The organism is Gordonia sp. AC31, assembly GCF_031844505.1.
In the GTDB taxonomy this organism is placed as follows: domain Bacteria; phylum Actinomycetota; class Actinomycetes; order Mycobacteriales; family Mycobacteriaceae; genus Gordonia; species Gordonia hongkongensis.
The window spans coordinates 234,233-252,360 of the sequence record NZ_JAUZVK010000006.1 but is presented as its reverse complement, the minus strand read 5'-3'; the positions used below and the strand labels follow the sequence as shown (position 1 = coordinate 252,360).

Sequence of the window (18,128 nt, the reverse complement as noted above, 5' to 3'; positions counted from 1 at the left end):
GCAAGGCTCCGCGAAGAACCGCCACATGTAGACTTCGGAACACTTCACGGCACGCACACGAAACCGATATCGGTGGGAGTTCCGCACCCACGGTAGGCCAGCGTCACGACGACCCGGAGTAGCCTCACCAGATGCCCGTCACCCGCTCGATGAGCAAGGATGAGGTACGCGCGTTGCTCGCGCTCCTGTTCGACGCGCTCCGGACAACCCGTTGGGCCTGCGCCGGTTTCGTCGTCTTCCAGCTCGCCTCGGTGTTCACCACGCTCGCCCAGCCCGCTCTCAACGCGGCGATCATCGACGACGGAATCCTGCGCGGTGACGTGGCGACCATCAAGCGCGTCGGGGTACTCATGGTCGTGGTGGCCGTGGTCAACCTGGTGGTGTCGATCGGTGCCACATTCCTGGCCTCCCATATCTCGGCGACCGCGGCGCGCGACCTCCGCACGCGTGTGCACGGTCGGATCAGCGCCTTCAGCGATCCGCAGGTCCACTCCATCGGCCTCTCGAGCCTGCTGACGCGCTCCACTGGCGATGTGGGCCAGATCCAGGGATTCCTCTTCATCAGCCTGACCGTCGTGGTGACCGCGCCGTTGATGCTGTTCGGCGCGCTGGTGTTGTCGCTGGCGCAGGGCTGGCGGATGGCGCCCGTGCTGGTGGTCGCCGGGGCGGTGCTGGTCGTCGTCGTCGCCGTCCTCGTCCGGCGTCTGGTGCCGTGGGCTGCGCAGTTGCAGCGTCGTCTCGACGTCGTGAACCGGGTGCTCCGCGAGCAGCTGCGTGGGATCGCGATCATCCGCACCTTTCGGCGAGAGGACCGGGAACGCGCCCGGTTCGCGGTGGAGAACGACGAACTCACCCACGTGGCCCTGCGCCTCGGCCGACTGCAGGTCCTGATGCTGCCGTTGGTCACCGTGGTCTCGAACCTCGCCGTGGTCGCGGTGACCGCACTGGGTGCGATCTTCGTCGACCGCGGTGAGATGCAGATCGGCCAGATCACCGCGACGGTCGGCTATCTCGCCCAGATCCTGCTGGCGGTGTCGCTGCTGACCATCATCGCCGGGGTCATCCCGCGTGCGGTGACCAGCGCCGGACGAATCACCGAGGTACTCGACACCGAGCCGCTCGACCCCGGCGACCCCGGTGACGGCCGGGCGCCCTCACCGCCCGCGATCGTCTTCGACGCGGTGTCGGTCGCCTATCCGGGCGCCGAGTCCCCCACCGTCGACCAGGTCTCCCTGTTCTGCGCACCCGGCACGGTGACCGGCGTCCTCGGTGGAACCGGAAGCGGCAAGTCGACGCTGCTGTCCCTACCCCTGCGGTTCGCCGACCCCACGTCGGGCGTGCTCCGATGGGATGCCGCCGACGTGACCGCTCTGGCGCCCGCCTGGGTTCGCGCACGCAGCGCCTTCGTGGGTCAGGGTGCGGAGCTCATCACCGGGACGGTCGCCGACAACCTCCGGATCGCCCGACCGACCGCCACCGACGACGAGCTGTGGGACGCCCTGGAGGTCGCCGCCGCGGCCGACTTCGTCTCGGCTCGCCCCGGCGCTCTCGACGCCACGGTGGCGCAGGACGGACGCAACTTCTCCGGTGGTCAGCGCCAACGGCTCGCACTCGCGCGTGCCGTGCTCCGCCGGCCCGCGCTGTACGTCCTCGACGACCCGTTCAGCGCTCTCGACGTCGACACCGAGGCCCAGATCATCGGACGGTTGCGCCGGACCGATCCGGATGCGACGGTCCTGATCGCCGCGCAGCGTGTGTCGTCGGTCCAGCACGCGGACGTCATCGCGGTGCTCGACGCGGGACGGATCGTCGGCCTCGGAACAGATTCGGAATTGCGGTCCCGCAGCGACATCTATCGGGAGATCGCCTACGCGCAGGCGGTGACCAATGCTTGACCAGAGATCGCAGGCGCCGGCGGTCGGGCCGAGGGGGAAGCAGGCGTCGGCAGACCGACCGACGGCTCGACGGCGCGATGGATCGCTGCGCTGGATCGTCCGGCAACTCGACCTGAGCAGAGGACGCGGGACGGCCATCTCCCTCTTCGCGATCCTCGCCGCGGTCGGCGGCGTCGTCGCGCCGATCCTGTTCGGTGCGGTCACCAACGTGATCGTCGACGGCACGGTCGGCGACGTGACGATGAACTGGGGACTGCTCTGGACGCTGCTGGCGATCCAGGTCGGGGTGTTCGTGGCGGCCGCGGTCTGCAGCCTCGCCCAGGGCCGGTTGCTGACCGTCGCCGTGCAGCGGTCGGTGGCCGGGTTGCGCGCACGCATTGAGGACAAGATCCACCGTCTTCCGTTGCGCTACTTCGAGAACACCACACGCGGCGTGTTGGTGAGCAAGCTGACCGCCCACACCGACAACGCCGCGACGGTGATCGCACCGGTGCTGGTGACCGTTCCGACGAATGCCTTGACGCTTGTCGTCGTCACCGCCGTGCTGTTCGTCATCTCCCCGGTGCTGGCTTGTGTCGCCCTGGTCGCAGCACCCGTGTCGGCGCTGGCCGCGGTCCTGCTCGCCCGCCGGGCACGACCGCACCTCGAGTCCCGCTGGACGACCACGGCCGCCCTCACGGGGCACATCGAAGAGGAACTCAGCGCGCGCCGGATGTTGCAGGCGTACAACGCCGAACCGACCGCCGCGCGCCGCTTCGACGACCTCAACGACAAACTCTTCTCCTCGGTCCGCTCTGCCCAGTGGATCGGCGGTTCCCTGCCCTCGGTCCTCACCGCGCTCAACGCCCTGGTGTTCCTCGTCCTGGCCGTCCTCGGCGGGATCATGGTGGTCGACGGCCATCTGAGTCTCGGCGCGGCCCAGGTCGTGGTCGTGTTCGCGCAACAGCTGACCAGTGCGGTCCGCGAGCTCGCCGGCTTCGTCACCAAGGTCCAGTCCGGAACGGTGTCGGCGAGCAAGGTCCGCGAGGTGCTCGAGGCCCCCGAGGACGCCGGCGCCGACACCGGCCAGCCGGTACCGGTCTCGTCCGGCCGGCACCAGCTCCCACCCGAGATCGTCTTCGACGACGTGGGCTTCGCCTACGAGGAGGACAACCCCGTTCTCGACTCGGTGAGCTTCCGGATGGCACCCGGCACGACCACCGCCGTGGTGGGGACCACCGGGTCGGGCAAGACCACGCTGACCAATCTCCTGCAGGCGTTCTACGCACCCAGCCGGGGCTCGATCACCATCGACGGCGTCGATCTCGTCGAACTCGGACCGCACCGGGCACGGGCGGACATGGCCGTCGTCACCCAGGAACCGTGGCTGTTCACCGGGACAGTCCGCGAGAACATCGCCTTCGGCATCGAGGACGGCCGTGCGGTCGATGCGGCTCTTACGGACAGCCACGTCGCGCAGATCGTCGCAGCACTCCCCGAGGGCATCGACACCGTGATCGGCCAGGAATCCGAAAACCTCAGCGCCGGCGAGAAACAGCTGGTCACCGTCGCGCGCGCGATTGCCGCGTCGCCCAAGATCCTCATTCTCGACGAGGCGACGAGCGCCGCCGACCCCCGCACCGAGTTGCTCGTTCAACGTGCCCTGCACCGACTACGCGCGGGGACCACCACCCTGCTCATCACCCACCGCATGGCGACCGCGGCGTTGGCCGACGAGATCGTCGTCCTCGACGATAGGGTGATTGCCGAGGCAGGGACCCACCAGGAGTTGCTCGCCGCGGGCGGGATCTACGCCCGACGGTGCGGACTCGCGCCGGCGGACGCCACGGCCGGCGACGACGCGAGTGTGAGCGGCAGCAGTCCCAGCGGTCCGGACGCGAGGTCGGACCCGTGACAGAAGGCAGGAGCCAGCGCGAGTCGGACCACCGGCCCGCCGTCTCCCGATCAGGAGGAAACGTGTACAGAGGTTTGCGCAGACTCGGGATGGCAGCGGCGGTCGCCCTCAGTGTCTCGCTCGTCGCTCCGATGACCGGCGGGGCGAGCGCCGCACCACGACTCGTCGACGCCGGATCGCCCGGGCGCGTGACCGACATCGTCGTGCATTCCGACGCCATGAACCGGGATGTCCCGCTGACGGTGATCAAGCCGGCCGACGAGTCCAAGCCGCGGGGCGTGCTCTACCTCCTCAACGGCGCCGGCGGGGGCGAGGATCGCGCCAACTGGCTGGAGAAGACCGACATCGTCGAGTTCACACGCAACAAGAACCTGTACGTGGTCATCCCGAACGCCGGCCAGTACAGCTATTACACCGACTGGCAGAAGCCCGATCCGGTTCTCGGCGTGCACAAGTGGTCGACCTTCCTGGGCAAGGAACTCCCCGCGGTCGTCGATGCCACCTACAACACCTCCGGCCGCAACGCCATCGGCGGGATCTCCTCGTCGGCGACGTCGGTGCTGAATCTCGCCATCGAGCATCCCGATCTCTATCAGGCCGTCGGCTCCTACAGCGGATGTCCGACGACGTCCGACCCGTTCGGTCAGGAGTACATCCGACTCGTCGTGGAGATCCGCGGGGACGGCGACGCCACCAACATGTGGGGTCCGTACGGCGGCTCCGGCTGGCGCGCCCACGATCCCGTGGTCAACGCCGCCAAGCTGCGTGGCCAGAAGCTCTACATCTCGAACGCCGGCGGTCTGCCCGGGCAGTACGACAATCCTCGCTACGTGAAGGACCTGGACACCCTGGCCGACCAGATCGTCGTGGGCGGAGTCATCGAGGGCGCCACCCTGGGCTGCACCGTCCAGCTCCTGAATCGTCTCGGGCAGTTGAACATTCCGGCGACGGTGGACCTTCCGCCGGCGGGAACCCATTCATGGCTGTACTGGCAGGACCAGCTGCACCGTTCGTGGTCGTTCTACGAGCGCGCCCTCGCCTGACCGCGGCGCCACCGGAGCCGCCTCGGCGAACCGTCCGTCGCGCAACTCGACTGTCCGGTCGGCGAGGTCGAGCACACGCGGATCATGGGTGATGAGGATAGTGGTCCGCAGTGACGCGACCCCGGCGAGTGGTTCGAGGATCCCGCTGACGGTCTCGTCGTCGAGGCCCGTGGTCGGTTCGTCGAGGACGAGTACCGGGCGGTTTCGAAGGATCGTGCGCGCCAGCGCAATTCGCTGCTGCTGACCACCGGACAGGTTCTCCCCACGTTCGACGACCTCGGCGTCGAGGCCGCCGTTCATCCGCGAGATGAATTCGGCGGCCCCTGCGGCCCGCGCGGCAGCTGCGATGTCCGCTCTGGTCGCCGTGGTGCAGCCGAAACGGATGTTGTCCGCGATCGTGCCACGCATCAACGCCGGCCGTTGATGCAGCACCGACAGGTGCTCTCTCAGGTCACTCACGTCGAGGTGGCGAATGTCGTTGCCGTTGAGTCGGATCGACCCCGCGTCAGGGTCGTACAGACGCAGCAGCAGACGGGTCAGGGTGCTCTTGCCGGCACCACTCGGACCCGTGACCGCCACTGTCTCACCCGCACGGATCTCCAGGTGGGCATCTTCGAGGACTCGGGACCCGTTGTCCGGGTACGCGAAGGACACCCCGGTCAACGACAGACCCACCGGGGCGGGCGAGACCGGACGACGGGCCGGAATCGGGTCGATGGCCACTGGTTCGGACGAAATCGACTCGGTTGCAATCGGTTCGGCGACACCAGCCGGCGCGTCGAGGACCTCGGCCACCCGTTCGGCGCTCGCGGTCGCGGACGTGACCTCGACGAGCAGACCGCCGAGTGCCTGGATCTGCGGGTAGAGGTACCCGAGATATCCGGTCAGGGCGATGAGCGTGCCCAGTTGCGCATCACCGCCGGCGATGAGCCACGCCCCGAACGCGATGACGACGATCATGCAGAGCACTTCGGCGACCGTGACCGCCTCGGCGAAGGCCGCCCCCGCCCGGGACTCCGACATCCGGGCCTCCCGCCATCGGCGGTTCTGCTCCAGGACCCGGGCTCGGTGGTGCGAGGTCTGGTTGTCGGCCTGCAACGCCACCATGTTGCCGATCCCCTCGGCGACCAGTGCACTGATCCGGCCGGCAGCCTGCCGCTCGCGCCGCGACGCACGTTTGACCACGGCGCCGAATCGACGGGCCGTCACCCAGAGCAGCGGCGCGAGAACGGCGGCGACGAGGGCCAATTGCCAGTTGGTCGCGAAGGCGGCGGCACCGTAGACGAGGAGGCTCACGGTGGCGACGACGCCGGAGACCACACCCGACGACACGAGACTGTCGACCGCCTCGACGTCGGCGGTGGTGCGCGACACCAGGTCGCCGTCACCGAACCGGTCCCGCGTGTGCGGTGCGAGCCGCTGGATGTGAGCGTACAGCTGACCTCGGAGACGCAGCAGCAGTGTCTCGGTCACGCCTGCGGTCAGGATCCCGCCCACATACGACGACACGGCGCCGACCAGCGAGACGGCCACCCAGATCATCATCGGGGTGGACAGCGCGCTCAGATCGCCGGTCACCAGCACGTCGTCGACGATGTGCGCGAAGAGCGCGACGGTGACCACCGTGGTGCCGACCTGCACGAGGTGGCAGATGACAGCCACCGCGAGACGCCATCGCAGTCCGACGACCATGGGCGCGAAACGGCGGACGGTCGCCGACACGGTGAGAGTCGCCGGACGGGACTCCGGCGTCGGGACGCGTGGCCCCACGTCGCACGCGCTCGGATCGTCAACCGGTCGCAGTTCGGTGGCGGTGGACATGTCGATGGCTCCTCACCGGCGGGACGAGATCCGCCGGCACCGAGACTACGACCGAGGACCGATGAGTTTCACTGCCAGACAGCCGAATACAGCAGACTCACAGCGACACCGAACCAACCCCACACCAACGACCGCGGGGCGGGAATCCGTTCGGATTCCCGCCCCGCGGCGTGGTGGAGGAGTCGATCAGCCGAGGCTGAACGGCTTGCCGTTCAGTGCCACGACACCCTTGACGGCATCGGTGCTGACGGTCACCTGGATGAAGGCGCGAGCCGCGGCGTAACCGGCGCAGCTCTCGACCTTGAACTGCTCCTGGCTGTAGACCACGCCACCCTTCTGTCCCTTGAAGGTGTAGGCGTTCACGTTGTAGCCCTTGTACGCGGTGTCATCACCGGAGGTCTCGTTGACCAGCCACTGGCGCTTGACCTCACCGGGGCCGAGCGAGAAGCCGCCGCCGACCTCTTCACCGTCGAGCCCGCCACCGACGGTGACGTTCGAGGGATCGGTGTAGTCCAGCCCACCGGAGACGCCCGGAACGCTGACCTCGCCACCGCCAAAGTTGACCTGGCAACCGACGTCGTAGCCGACCTTGATCGAGCCACCCTCGGCCTTGCCGCCGACGGTCACGCGGACCTTGCCCGACAGCCACACCTCACGGGTGGTGGGCACGTTGCTGATCGGACGCTGCACGTTGACGTACTCGTCGAACAGCTGGACGGTGACGGGGGTTCCGTCGACCAGGGTCTTGGTGATGGTGCCGCCCGCGAGCGGACCGGCGGTGGCGCCACCGGCGCCGAGGCTGGTGAGGCCCATCGCGACGGCACCGGCGAGACCGGCCGCCGCAACCACGCGACGCGTGATGTTCTTCTTCATGATTCCCCTTCGTGGAATATCGATCTGCTCAGGGCAGATAGTCAGGAAAAGCTGGTTATCTGCGCCCGGATCAACCGATGGTGAAGGGCTTGCCGTACAGGGTGGACTGGATGAGGGTGCCCTCGCCGCTCACCTTGCCGTCGTCGGTGCTGTAGCCCTTGGCACCGATGGTCTTGACGGCCGAACGAGCCGAAGCGTAGCCACCGCACTGGTTGAGGTTGAACGACAGCTGCGACAGCTGGACCGCGGCGACACCCTCGTCCGAGAAGTCCTTGTCGGTGATGTCGACGACCGCGACCTGGCCGGGCTTGAGCGGAAGGCCGAGCGAACCGGACAGGGTGGTGGCGGTGAGGCTGATCGCGCCGCTGAGGTCCAGCGTGATACCGCTGACGTCGACCTGGCAGCCGATGATGTACTTGACGGCCAGGTTGCCGCCGACGCCAGCCGACGCCTTGCCGGTGTAGGTGCCGGAGATCACGAAGCCACGCGACGCGGGGTTGTTCGCGACGGTGGGGATCGGGTAGGCGTTCTCACCGGTCCGCCAGGTCTGGATGGACTCGCCGTCGATGCCGGTGGCGTTCTTGTAACCGTTCGGCAGCGGCGCACCTGCCGCTTCGCCGACGCCCATGCCGGCCAGGCCCACGACCGCGGCCGAGGCGATCGCGACCGCGCCCGCGGCGCGGCGCAGCCCAAGCTTGCTGAACTTGCTCATTCGTTCCCTCTCACAGGATTCGGCTGTTACCCCGCGGAATGCACTCACACCCGCAAGTCATGACCCACGACGTTCGATGGGCTTCCACACAGTTACCACCAAGCCAGCTCTTATGCATGCCTTAGCTGTCGTTAAGAATCCATCGAATTCGTGGTCACTGCTGCGTTGTCACTCGCGACAGATCGCAGGACTCCCCCGGTCCCCGACTCTGGGGACCGCGCGTCGTCGAGCCGAACGTTATCGGAGCGGTCTCAACTCGGGCAACAGGAGGACTCGGCCGTGTCACGAAGAGGGCACGCACCAGCGTGAATCTCAGATTCGCCAACGATAGAACGGCGAAAGTTAACGACAGGAAAACACGCTGATGTGACTACGTACGTAAAGAGCGAAATCACCCGTGATGCGGCGGCCGCTGCGCCTCGTACCAATCCTTAGAGCGCCCTGTGTGATGTTCGTCACTCTCGTCTGAAGTCAGTTCAGGAAGGGTGTTTCCGAACACCGCGTCGAGACGACGACGCCGCGCAGCTCGGTGCTGCGCGGCGTCATCATCGCTGCTCATCGGCAATTTCCGGGGTTCTGAAGACTCTGTTCCCACCGGTCGGATATCCCATCGAAAGTGGCCCGTCACCCTGTTAACCAGGAGTTTTCTTTGTATTGCTGAACAGATTTCCGGGCCGCTCGGAGGCCTCGCGGAGCGACCGGGTCAGAACTCGCTGATCGACTCGATCACGTACTTGGCGAGGGGTGCGGCAGTTGCCATGCCGTCGCGCACCGCAGCCCGCGAGTTGGCCAGGTTCACCACGAGTGTCTGTCCGGAGATTCCAGCCAGCCCGCGCGAAAGTCCGCCGTCGGTGGCTCCCGCCGCCAGACCGGAGCTGCGGACGGCCTCTTCTATACCCCGCAGACGCCGATCCAGAAGGGGTTCGGTGGCCTCGGGCGTCACATCCCGGGCGCCGACGCCGACGCCGCCCACCGAGACCACGAGGTCCACTCCGCCGATCACCGCGGTGTTGAGCGCATTGCGGATCTCCACCTCGTCCCCGGAGACGACCACGGCGGCGTCGACGTGGAACCCCGCCTCGGCCAGCAGTTCGCTCACGAGCGGCCCGAGCAGACGCTGGTCCTCACCGTGGGCCGCCTCGTCGTCGACGACGACGACCAGCGCACGACCGATCTCTTCGCCCTGCGGGCGGTGAGCGGCCTGTTCGTGGCGCGCGACGAACTCCCGTGCCGCGGCGTCGGCCGCGACCACGTCGGCGGGGTCGACCGGACCCGGCCCGCCCGCGAGGCGGACGTCCAATGAGTTCTCGTCGAGATCGGTCTCGGCCGAGACGGCGGTGGTACCCGGGTTGCGCGGAGCAGCGTCGGACATGACAGGCCCTTTCTTGATAGGTGGGACCGTCGAAACGGTCGTTCGTGCTGCGCTGTGCCGGCGCCCGCGGTGGGCGCCGGAACAGCCTCCTCGATGCAGTTGTGGTGGTCGGTCAGCCGGCCGCGAGCGTGCCGAGCTTCACCTGGGCGGTCTTGGTGGCGCCGTTGTCCACATAGGTCACGGTGACCGTGTCGCCCGGTGCGTGCGACCGGACCGCGGCGACGAGGGCGTCCCCCGAGGAGATGACGCGGTCGTCGACCTTCGTGATGACCGCGTCCTCGGGGATGCCCGCGTTCGCAGCCGGACCGCCGGGCGTCACCGCGGTGACGACGGCCCCGGGTGCGTCGGACGCGCCGCTCGGCCGTACCGACACACCGATGTTGGCGTGGCTGGCCTTGCCGGTGGACTCGAGTTCCCTGGCCACCCGGATGGCCTGATCGATCGGGATCGCGAACCCGAGTCCGATGCTGCCACCGGCCTGTTGCTCACCCCCACCGAGGGTGGCGATCGCGGTGTTGATCCCGATCAGCGCGCCCCGGGCGTTCACCAGGGCACCGCCGGAGTTGCCCGGGTTGATCGCCGCGTCCGTCTGGACGGCGTCGATGACCGAGGTGGTGTTGGTCCCGGGGTCACGCGAGGTCAGCACGGGACGGTTGAGCGCGCTGATGATGCCGGTGGTGACGGTGCCCGCGAGTCCCAGCGGTGAACCGATCGCGATCACGTCCTGCCCGACGGCCAGGTTGTTCGAGTTGCCCACGGTGATCGGCGTGACGTCGTCGCGGTCGACCTTGATGACCGCGATGTCGGAGATCGGGTCGGCCCCCAGGACACGGGCCTCGGCCCGCGAACCGTCGGCGAAGTTGACCGCGACCCTCGACGCCGGGCCGTCGCCGCCGGCGCTGACGACGTGGTTGTTCGTCATGATGACGCCGTCCTCGCTGAGGACGACGCCCGAGCCGGAACCCATCGCCCCGCCGGACGCGACCTCGATGGAGACCACCGACGGGGTGACCCGGGCCGCGACCTCCTGCACGGAACCGGCCGGCGCGGCGACCGGCGTCGTGTTGTCGTTGCCGGGGTCGCCGCCCAGCGGACCGTTGCTGGTGCTGGAGCCGCCGTCGGAGTCGGCGAGGTTGTATCCGGCGACGCCACCCACGCCGCCCGCGACCAACGCCAGCACGAGTCCGGCCACCCCCAGCGCCACGAGGCGTCCGGCACCCTTCTTCTTGGTGGCGGGTGCGGCCGACGGGCCGTCCGGACCCTGGTTCCCGAAGCCGGGCTGGGAGCCGAACGGCGCCGGGCCCGACTGCCCGTACCCGGGACCCGGACCGAAGTTGCCCTGCGGCGGGAACGGACTCGTCCCGGGCCTGCCGTACGACGACGTCGGCGCGTTGGCGCCCGGGTAGCCCCCGGCGCCCTGGGCGGGGAACGAGCCGGACGGCGGACCGTAGGAACCGCCCTGCCCCGCCGCCTCGTTGCCGGACGCCGCGCGGTGACCCCCACCCGGCTGGCCCCCACCGTGCTGACCACCACCGTGTTGACCACCGCCGTGCTGACCGCCCCCGTAGGAGCCGTCACCGTGCGATCCGCCAGTCGTCATCTTCGTCTCTTCCTCGTCGGCCCGGCGATGCGCCGGTGCTGGTTGTCGTTGGCCGGGCCGGGACCGCAACACCTCGGCAGCGTCGTACCCGAACTGCGCCTTCGGTCAACCCTAATGGTGATCGATGACCAGGTCACACCGTCTGAGTACAAGCCTGTTCGCAGTCTCCGACAGCTGAGTCGCCGGCCCGGCGCCACCCGCTTCTCCTCTACTGACGAATCACCTGCGGGGATGGTTCCGCCGCAGTTGCCCGGCCCGGCAGGGTCATCCGGATCAGCGCTCCCCCGAGCGGCGACGTGTCGGCGACCACGGTGCCGCCGTGTCGTTCGACCACCTGACGCACGATTGCCAGTCCCAGACCCGATCCCGGCATCGACCGCGACTGCGTCGACCGATAGAACCGCTCGAAGACGAGACCTCGGTCCTCCTCGGGGATTCCGGGACCGGCATCGGCGACGTTGAGCTCCGCGGTCGACATCCCGATCTGGGTCAGGCCGACGCGCACCGTGCGGCCGGGAGGACTCCACTTCGCCGCGTTGTCGAGCACGTTCAGCACCGCGCGCGACAGTCCATGTGCCTCGCCGAACACGAACCACGGGGCGAGGTCGACCTCGAACTCGACGTCGTTGCGGCGGCGTCGAACTCGTTCGAGGGCCTGCTCCACGATCTCGGCGAGATCGACCTCCTCGTAGACCACTTCCGGCGCGTCCTCGCGGGCGAGGTCGACGAGATCGCCCACGAGCGTGGACAATTCCTCGATCTGCGCCATCACATCGGCACGGAGATCGACCATGTCCTCCTCCGGCACCGCCCGCGCCCCGGGACGACTCGCGGCGATCAGCAACTCCAGATTGGTCCGCAACGAGGTCAACGGGGTCCGCAGCTCGTGTCCGGCGTCGGCGACCAGACGTGCCTGCCGATCCCGGGACTCGTCGAGGGCGCGCAGCATCGCGTTGAAACTGACCGTGAGCTTGGCGAGTTCGTCGTTGCCGGTCACCGGGATGGGCGTCAGGTCGTTGGTCCGCGCGACCCGCTCCACGGCGCGGTTGAGACGCGAGACCGGCCGCAACCCGGCGCGCGCCACCGTCGTCCCGGCCAGGGCGGCGAGGGCGACCCCGCCGCAACCGACCACGAAGAGCACCCAGGCCAGACGCTTGAGCACCCGGTCGGTCTGGATGAGGCTCTGTGCGAGCACGAGGGTGTTGCCGTCGTCGAGTTTGCGGGTCAGGACACGCTGATTGCGCGTGGTGCGCAGGCTCTGCTGCGTGGAACCGGGCACGGACGGCGACCGGACGATGCCGCGCTCGACGTCGTCGAACGGCACCTGACCGATGAGATACGTCTCGCCGCTGGGGGTCACCAGCGCGATGGAGATGTTGGTGGAGAACACCGTTCCGGCCACCAGCTGCTCGGGTTGCGTACGCAGGACCCCCGCGCGGGCGAGCGCGGCCATCCCGTCGGCGCGACTCTCGAGCTGCTGGTCGACATCGTTGTACATCGCGCGATACACGACGAAATACGCGGCCGCGGCCATCAGACTCACCGAGACCAGCACGACGGTCGCCGACAGGATCGTCACGCGGGTACGCAGCGACACCGCGCGCATCAGCGGCATCGGCGCCCGCATCTCCTTCTCGTCCGACCCGACACCGGTGGTGTGCCCCGTGATCGCCCGGGTGAGGCGGTCGCGGAGGAGATCCCGGGTCTTCGGGTGTCGCGACGTCGAGTTCGACGACTTGCCGATCACTAGGGCGGCGTCTCCCGCAGGACGTACCCGACCCCGCGCACGGTGTGGATCAGTCGCGGTTCGCCGTCGGCCTCGGTCTTACGCCGGAGATAGCCGACGTACACCTCGAGCGCATTACCCGACGTCGGGAAGTCGTAGCCCCAGACCTCTTCGAGGATGCGGCTGCGCGACAACACCCGGCGCGGATTGGCCATGAGCATCTCGAGCAGGGCGAACTCGGTGCGCGTCAGACTGATCGAGCGCTCGCCGCGGGTGACATCGCGGGTGACGGGATCGAGCGACAGATCCGCGAACGTCAGGGTCTCCGAATCCGCGTCCTCGTCCGGCGAGGCACGGCGCAACAGCGCCCGCAACCGGGCGAGGAGTTCCTCGAGGGCGAACGGCTTGGGCAGGTAGTCGTCGGCTCCGGCGTCGAGCCCGGACACCCGCTCGGACACTGAGTCGCGTGCGGTCAGCACCAGGATGGGGAGGTCGTCACCGGCGGAGCGGAGTCGGCGGCACACCTCGAGGCCGTCGAGCCTGGGCATCATCACGTCGAGGATCGCCACGTCGGGCCGGTCGGCCAGGATCTTCTCGAGTGCCTCGATGCCGTCGCCCGCGGTCTCGACGCTGTAGCCGTTGAAGGTGAGCGACCGTCGCAACGACTCCCGGACGGCCCGATCGTCATCGACCACGAGGATGCGCATGGCTACAGTCTTATCCACCCCGGCTGAGATCCGGCTGAGCAACGCCGAAACCCACCCGTTCAAGTGACGGAGTCGGCGTTCACCTGCGGTTCCGGCGGCCTTTCACATCGGGGACCGAGTTCTGTGAGGTCAAGTTGATGGATGCGTAACGCCGGGCTTCGGGTCGCGAAACATCGACCTCCGACGCTGGAACCCGTGACCCTGTCTGCCCCGACTCGATCTGTCGTGTCCCGATCGGTGATGTCGCTGTGCGCCTATTGCGGTGTCGGTTGCGGCATGGAGATGAAGCTCGACGACGATTCCGACCGCGTCACCAAGACGATCGGCCGGCCCGATCATCCGACGAACTTCGGGCGACTGTGCACCAAGGGGTCCACCACCGCGGACATGCTCGCCGCCGGCGGGCGCCTGTCCACCGCGCTGGTCCGAGACGATCGGGGCGGCCAGCTCCGGCCCGCCGAACTCGACGCCGTCGTCACCGACGCCGCGCGACGCCTGCGCGACATCGTCGACGAGCACGGGCCCGACGCGGTGGCCCTGTATGTGTCGGGCCAGATGTCGCTGGAGGCGCAGTACCTGGCGAACAAACTGGCCAAGGGATTCCTGCGCACCAATCAGATCGAGTCGAACTCGCGACTGTGCATGGCGAGCGCCGGGACCGGATACAAACTGTCGCTCGGCTCCGACGGGCCGCCCGGGTCTTATCAGGACTTCGACCACGCCGACGTCTTCCTGGTCATCGGCGCCAACATGGCCGACTGTCACCCGATCCTGTTCCTGCGCATGATGGACCGGGTCAAGGCCGGGGCCAAGCTGATCGTCGTCGATCCTCGACGCACGGCGACGGCCGACAAGGCGGACCTGTTCCTGCAGATCCGGTCCGGGACCGACCTCGCCTTCCTCAACGGCCTGCTGCACCTGCTCATCGAGAACGGCCACACCGACACCGAGTTCATCGAGTCGTTCACCGACGGCTTCGACCAGATCCCCGACTTCGCCGCCCAGTACCCGCCGGATGTCGTCGAATCGATCACCGGGATCGCGGCGTCGGACCTGCGGGCCGCGGCCGAGCTCATCGGCAACGCAGCCAACTGGATGAGTTGCTGGACGATGGGCCTCAACCAGTCCACCCACGGGACCTGGAACACCAACGCGCTCATCAACCTCCACCTCGCCACCGGCGCGATCTGCCGGCTCGGCAGCGGACCGTTCTCACTGACCGGACAGCCGAACGCCATGGGCGGGCGCGAGATGGGTTACATGGGCCCGGGACTGCCCGGCCAGCGCGCTGTCGTGTCCGCGGCGGACCGTGAGTTCGTGGAAGGTGTCTGGGGTGTTCCGGCCGGGACCCTGCGCACCGACGTGGGCGGCGGCACCATCGACATGTTCCGTCGGATGGCCGACGGCGAGATCAAGGCGTGCTGGATCATCTGCACCAATCCCGTTGCCTCGGTGGCGAATCGCAAGACCGTCATCGAGGGACTCGAGCGCGCCGAGCTCGTGATCACCCAGGACACCTTCGTCGACACCGAGACCAACCAGTACGCCGACGTGGTGCTGCCCGCGACGCTGTGGTCGGAGTCGACCGGTGTGATGGTCAACTCCGAACGCAACCTCACCCTGTTCGAACCCGCGCTCGACGCCCCCGGACAGGCGATCCCGGACTGGCAGCTCATCGCGCGCATCGCCGCCGAGATGGGGTACGCCGACGCCTTCGACTATGCGAGCGCCGAGGAGGTGTTCGAGGAGATCAAACGGTTCGCGAACCCGAACACCGGTTACGACCTGCGCGGGGTTACCTACGACCGGCTCCGCCGCACTCCGATGCAATGGCCGTGCCCGCCGGCCGACGACAGCGAGCCCGATCCGGTGGACACCGGTGCCCGCAACCCGATCCGATATCTCAACGACGGTCGCAGTCAGACGCTCCACCGCCTCGACGACGGGTCGATACCGCGCCTCGCGTTCGCCACCCCCAGCCGCCGCGCCCAGTTCCTCGCCCGTCCCCACCTCGACCCGGCCGAGATGCCCGACGACGACTACCCCTTCTTGCTCAACACGGGCCGGTTGCCCCATCAGTGGCACACCATGACCAAGACCGGCCGGGTGGCCAAGCTCAACAAACTCAACCCGGAGCCCTTCGTCGAGATACATCCCGACGATGCCGACCGGTTGGGCGTCACCGCCGCGGACAAGGTCGAGGTGGCGTCCCGTCGCGGCCGGGCGGTGTTGCCCGCGCGGATCTCCGACCGCGTGCGACCCGGCAACTGCTTCGTACCGTTTCACTGGAACGACGTCTTCGGTGAACACCTGGCGATCAATGCCGTCACCTCCGACGCGGTGGATCCGTTGTCGCAGCAACCGGAGCTGAAAGTCTGTGCTGTGACCCTGATCCGGGTGCCCGGCTCGCGCGGTGACGTCGACGATGCGCCGGTCGTCGCCGCGGGCCCGACGAAACTGGCTGAGGCACTGGGAGTGACGGGCGTCGCACCGCCCGCCATGTCGCCGGCGGAGCGCCTGTACCTCGCCGGCCTCGTGGCCGGCGTGGGCGACTCGCCCGCGGGCAGTCCGGTCGTCCCGGCCGATGCGCCGCTGGGTGCCGAGCTCCGCATCTGGGTGTCGGGTGTTCTCGCCGGTCTGTACTCCCGCGCGGCCGCCGCACCCGATCCCGCTGTCCCCCGGTCCGACTCATCGTCGTCGGAACCGGACACCGACACGGTGACGGTGCTCTGGGCCTCGCAGATGGGCAACGCCGAGGAGCTCGCCGCAGAAGCAGCCGAGCGCGTCAAGGCCAGCGGCCTCCGGGTCGACGCCCGGTCGATGGACGATGTCGAGGTCGGCGAACTGAAGGGCACGGCCCTGTTCGTCACCTCGACCACCGGGGACGGCGATCCGCCGGACAACGGTACATCGTTCTGGGATGCGCTGAACTCCGACGACGCACCCGACCTGTCCGGCGTCGACTACGCGGTGCTGGCGCTCGGCGACTCCAACTACGACGACTTCTGCGGCCACGGACGCAAACTCGACACGCGCATCGGCGAACTGGGTGGCCGTCGCCTACTCGAGCGCGTCGACTGCGAACCCGACTTCGAGGAGACGGCGGGCGGCTGGCTGACCGAGGTCATCCGGGCGATCAGCATGTCGAACCGGGCACCCATCTCGGGGGTGACCGGCGACCGGGTGACCGTGGTCAGTGAACCGGCCGACTCCGCGGCGGCACCCTCGGTACGTTCCGCGCCGGCCTATTCGCGGAAGAAGCCGCTGCTCACCTCGCTCGTGCGGAACGTCAAGCTCAACTCCGAGGGGTCCGGTAAGGACGTGCGCAACCTCGGGTTCCACCTGCCCGCGGGCACGATGTCGTACCAGGCCGGGGACGCGCTGGGGGTCTGGCCGCGCAACGACCCAACGCTCGTCGAGGAGTTCCTCGACCGCACCGGCCTCGACGCCGACGCGTCGGTGACCGTGGGCGGCGATGAGGTCGCGTTGCACACCGCCCTGCGCGACCGCATCGAATTCGCGCGCGTGACACCGGATCTCGTCCGTTTCGTCGCCGACCGTACCGGTTCCGCCGACCTCAAGACGCTCATCGCACCCGGGAACAAACAGCAGTTCAACGACTGGGCATGGGGGCGACAGTCGGTCGATGTCCTGGCCGATCATCCCGTCAGCGCCGACGCCGCGGAGTGGATGCAGGTCCTCAAACCGATGGCCCCCCGGTCGTATTCGATCTCATCGAGTCCCCTGGAGAGTCCTGACGAGATCCAATTGACGGTGTCGGCCGTGCGCTACAACCTGTTCGGCACGCCGCGCGGTGGAGTCTGCTCGACCTTCCTGGCCGACCGCGCCGACGAGGAGATCGGCGTGTTCGTCACCTCCACGAGCCACTTCCGGCCGCCGGCCGATCCCGACACCCCGATGATCATGATCGGCCCCGGCACCGGCATCGCCCCGTTCCGCGGTTTCCTCCGCGAACGCGAGGCCCTGGGGCACACCGGGAAGAACTGGCTGTTCTTCGGCGAGCAGTACTCGGCGACCGACTTCTACTATCGCGACGAGTTGACGACCATGCTCGGCGACGGACTGCTCGCCCGCCTCGACGTCGCGTTCTCGCGCGATCAGGATCGCAAGATCTACGTCCAGGACCGGATGCGCGAACACGGTGAAGAGCTCTACCAGTGGCTGCACGACGGCGCTCACGTCTACGTGTGCGGCGACGCGACACGGATGGCCAAGGACGTCGACGCGACACTGAAAGGCATTGTCGCGCAGTACGGTCGCCGCTCCCCCGCGAGCGCGGAGTCGTACGTCAAGGCCCTCGCAGCCGACAAACGCTATGTGCGGGACGTGTACTGATTCCCCATGCTCCCTGAGGTGCGAGGAGCGTAAGCGACGAGCCACGAAGGGCACCGCAAGTCGGAGTACACAGGCGACGCGAGCTGCCGCGAACTCTCCACAGGCAGGGGTACATACGTTCCTCGGGCT

The 18,128-nt window shown here is 68.2% G+C and carries 11 protein-coding genes; 4 read left to right on the top strand and 7 right to left on the bottom strand.

Annotation, left to right across the window (positions count from 1 at the left end):
* The first annotated feature begins 131 nt into the window (after window positions 1–131).
* The 3 genes from Q9R39_RS10075 to Q9R39_RS10065 all read left to right on the top strand — a co-directional run bounded on the left by Q9R39_RS10075 (window position 132) and on the right by Q9R39_RS10065 (window position 4,832).
* On the top strand, window positions 132–1,895 hold the full coding sequence (locus Q9R39_RS10075) for an ABC transporter ATP-binding protein (RefSeq protein ID WP_311277424.1): 1,764 nt from the start codon (window positions 132–134) through the stop codon (window positions 1,893–1,895).
* On the top strand, window positions 1,888–3,789 hold the full coding sequence (locus Q9R39_RS10070) for an ABC transporter ATP-binding protein (protein WP_058251493.1): 1,902 nt from the start codon (window positions 1,888–1,890) through the stop codon (window positions 3,787–3,789). Before Q9R39_RS10075 ends, Q9R39_RS10070 begins: the two co-directional genes overlap by 8 nt.
* 89 nt (window positions 3,790–3,878) lie before the next feature.
* Window positions 3,879–4,832, top strand: coding sequence for an alpha/beta hydrolase family protein (locus Q9R39_RS10065; protein WP_249145010.1), 954 nt, complete (start codon window positions 3,879–3,881; stop codon window positions 4,830–4,832).
* On the opposite strand, the gene Q9R39_RS10060 is transcribed toward Q9R39_RS10065, so the two are convergent.
* The 7 genes from Q9R39_RS10060 to Q9R39_RS10030 form a co-directional block, all read right to left on the bottom strand.
* Window positions 4,767–6,653 carry an ABC transporter ATP-binding protein gene (locus Q9R39_RS10060; protein WP_058251495.1) on the bottom strand — a complete coding sequence of 629 codons (1,887 nt, stop codon included), beginning with the start codon at window positions 6,651–6,653 and terminating at the stop codon, window positions 4,767–4,769. The two genes, Q9R39_RS10065 and Q9R39_RS10060, sit on opposite strands and share 66 nt — an antisense overlap.
* Before the next feature lie 186 nt (window positions 6,654–6,839).
* Entirely contained in the window at window positions 6,840–7,526 is a 687-nt protein-coding gene (locus Q9R39_RS10055) for an MspA family porin (protein WP_058251496.1), read from the bottom strand.
* Between the two features lie 70 nt (window positions 7,527–7,596).
* Window positions 7,597–8,238, bottom strand: a complete 642-nt coding sequence (locus tag Q9R39_RS10050; RefSeq protein WP_058251497.1) for an MspA family porin — start codon at window positions 8,236–8,238, stop codon at window positions 7,597–7,599.
* A 703-nt stretch (window positions 8,239–8,941) separates the two neighbouring features.
* Window positions 8,942–9,610, bottom strand: a complete 669-nt coding sequence (locus tag Q9R39_RS10045) for a molybdenum cofactor biosynthesis protein B (protein WP_058251498.1) — start codon at window positions 9,608–9,610, stop codon at window positions 8,942–8,944.
* A 112-nt stretch (window positions 9,611–9,722) separates the two neighbouring features.
* Window positions 9,723–11,210: a trypsin-like peptidase domain-containing protein gene (locus Q9R39_RS10040; RefSeq protein ID WP_311277423.1), complete on the bottom strand. Its 1,488-nt coding sequence runs from the start codon at window positions 11,208–11,210 to the stop codon at window positions 9,723–9,725.
* A 208-nt stretch (window positions 11,211–11,418) separates the two neighbouring features.
* Window positions 11,419–12,957, bottom strand: a complete 1,539-nt coding sequence (locus Q9R39_RS10035; protein WP_078112187.1) for a HAMP domain-containing sensor histidine kinase — start codon at window positions 12,955–12,957, stop codon at window positions 11,419–11,421.
* Window positions 12,957–13,643, bottom strand: coding sequence for a response regulator transcription factor (locus Q9R39_RS10030; protein ID WP_058251501.1), 687 nt, complete (start codon window positions 13,641–13,643; stop codon window positions 12,957–12,959). The genes Q9R39_RS10035 and Q9R39_RS10030 overlap by 1 nt, the downstream gene beginning before the upstream one ends.
* 240 nt (window positions 13,644–13,883) lie before the next feature.
* Here Q9R39_RS10030 and Q9R39_RS10025 point away from each other — a divergent pair, with 240 nt between their 5' ends.
* Complete coding sequence (locus Q9R39_RS10025; RefSeq protein WP_311277445.1) at window positions 13,884–17,999, top strand: bifunctional nitrate reductase/sulfite reductase flavoprotein subunit alpha; 4,116 nt, start codon at window positions 13,884–13,886, stop codon at window positions 17,997–17,999.
* Window positions 18,000–18,128: the final 129 nt, after the last annotated feature.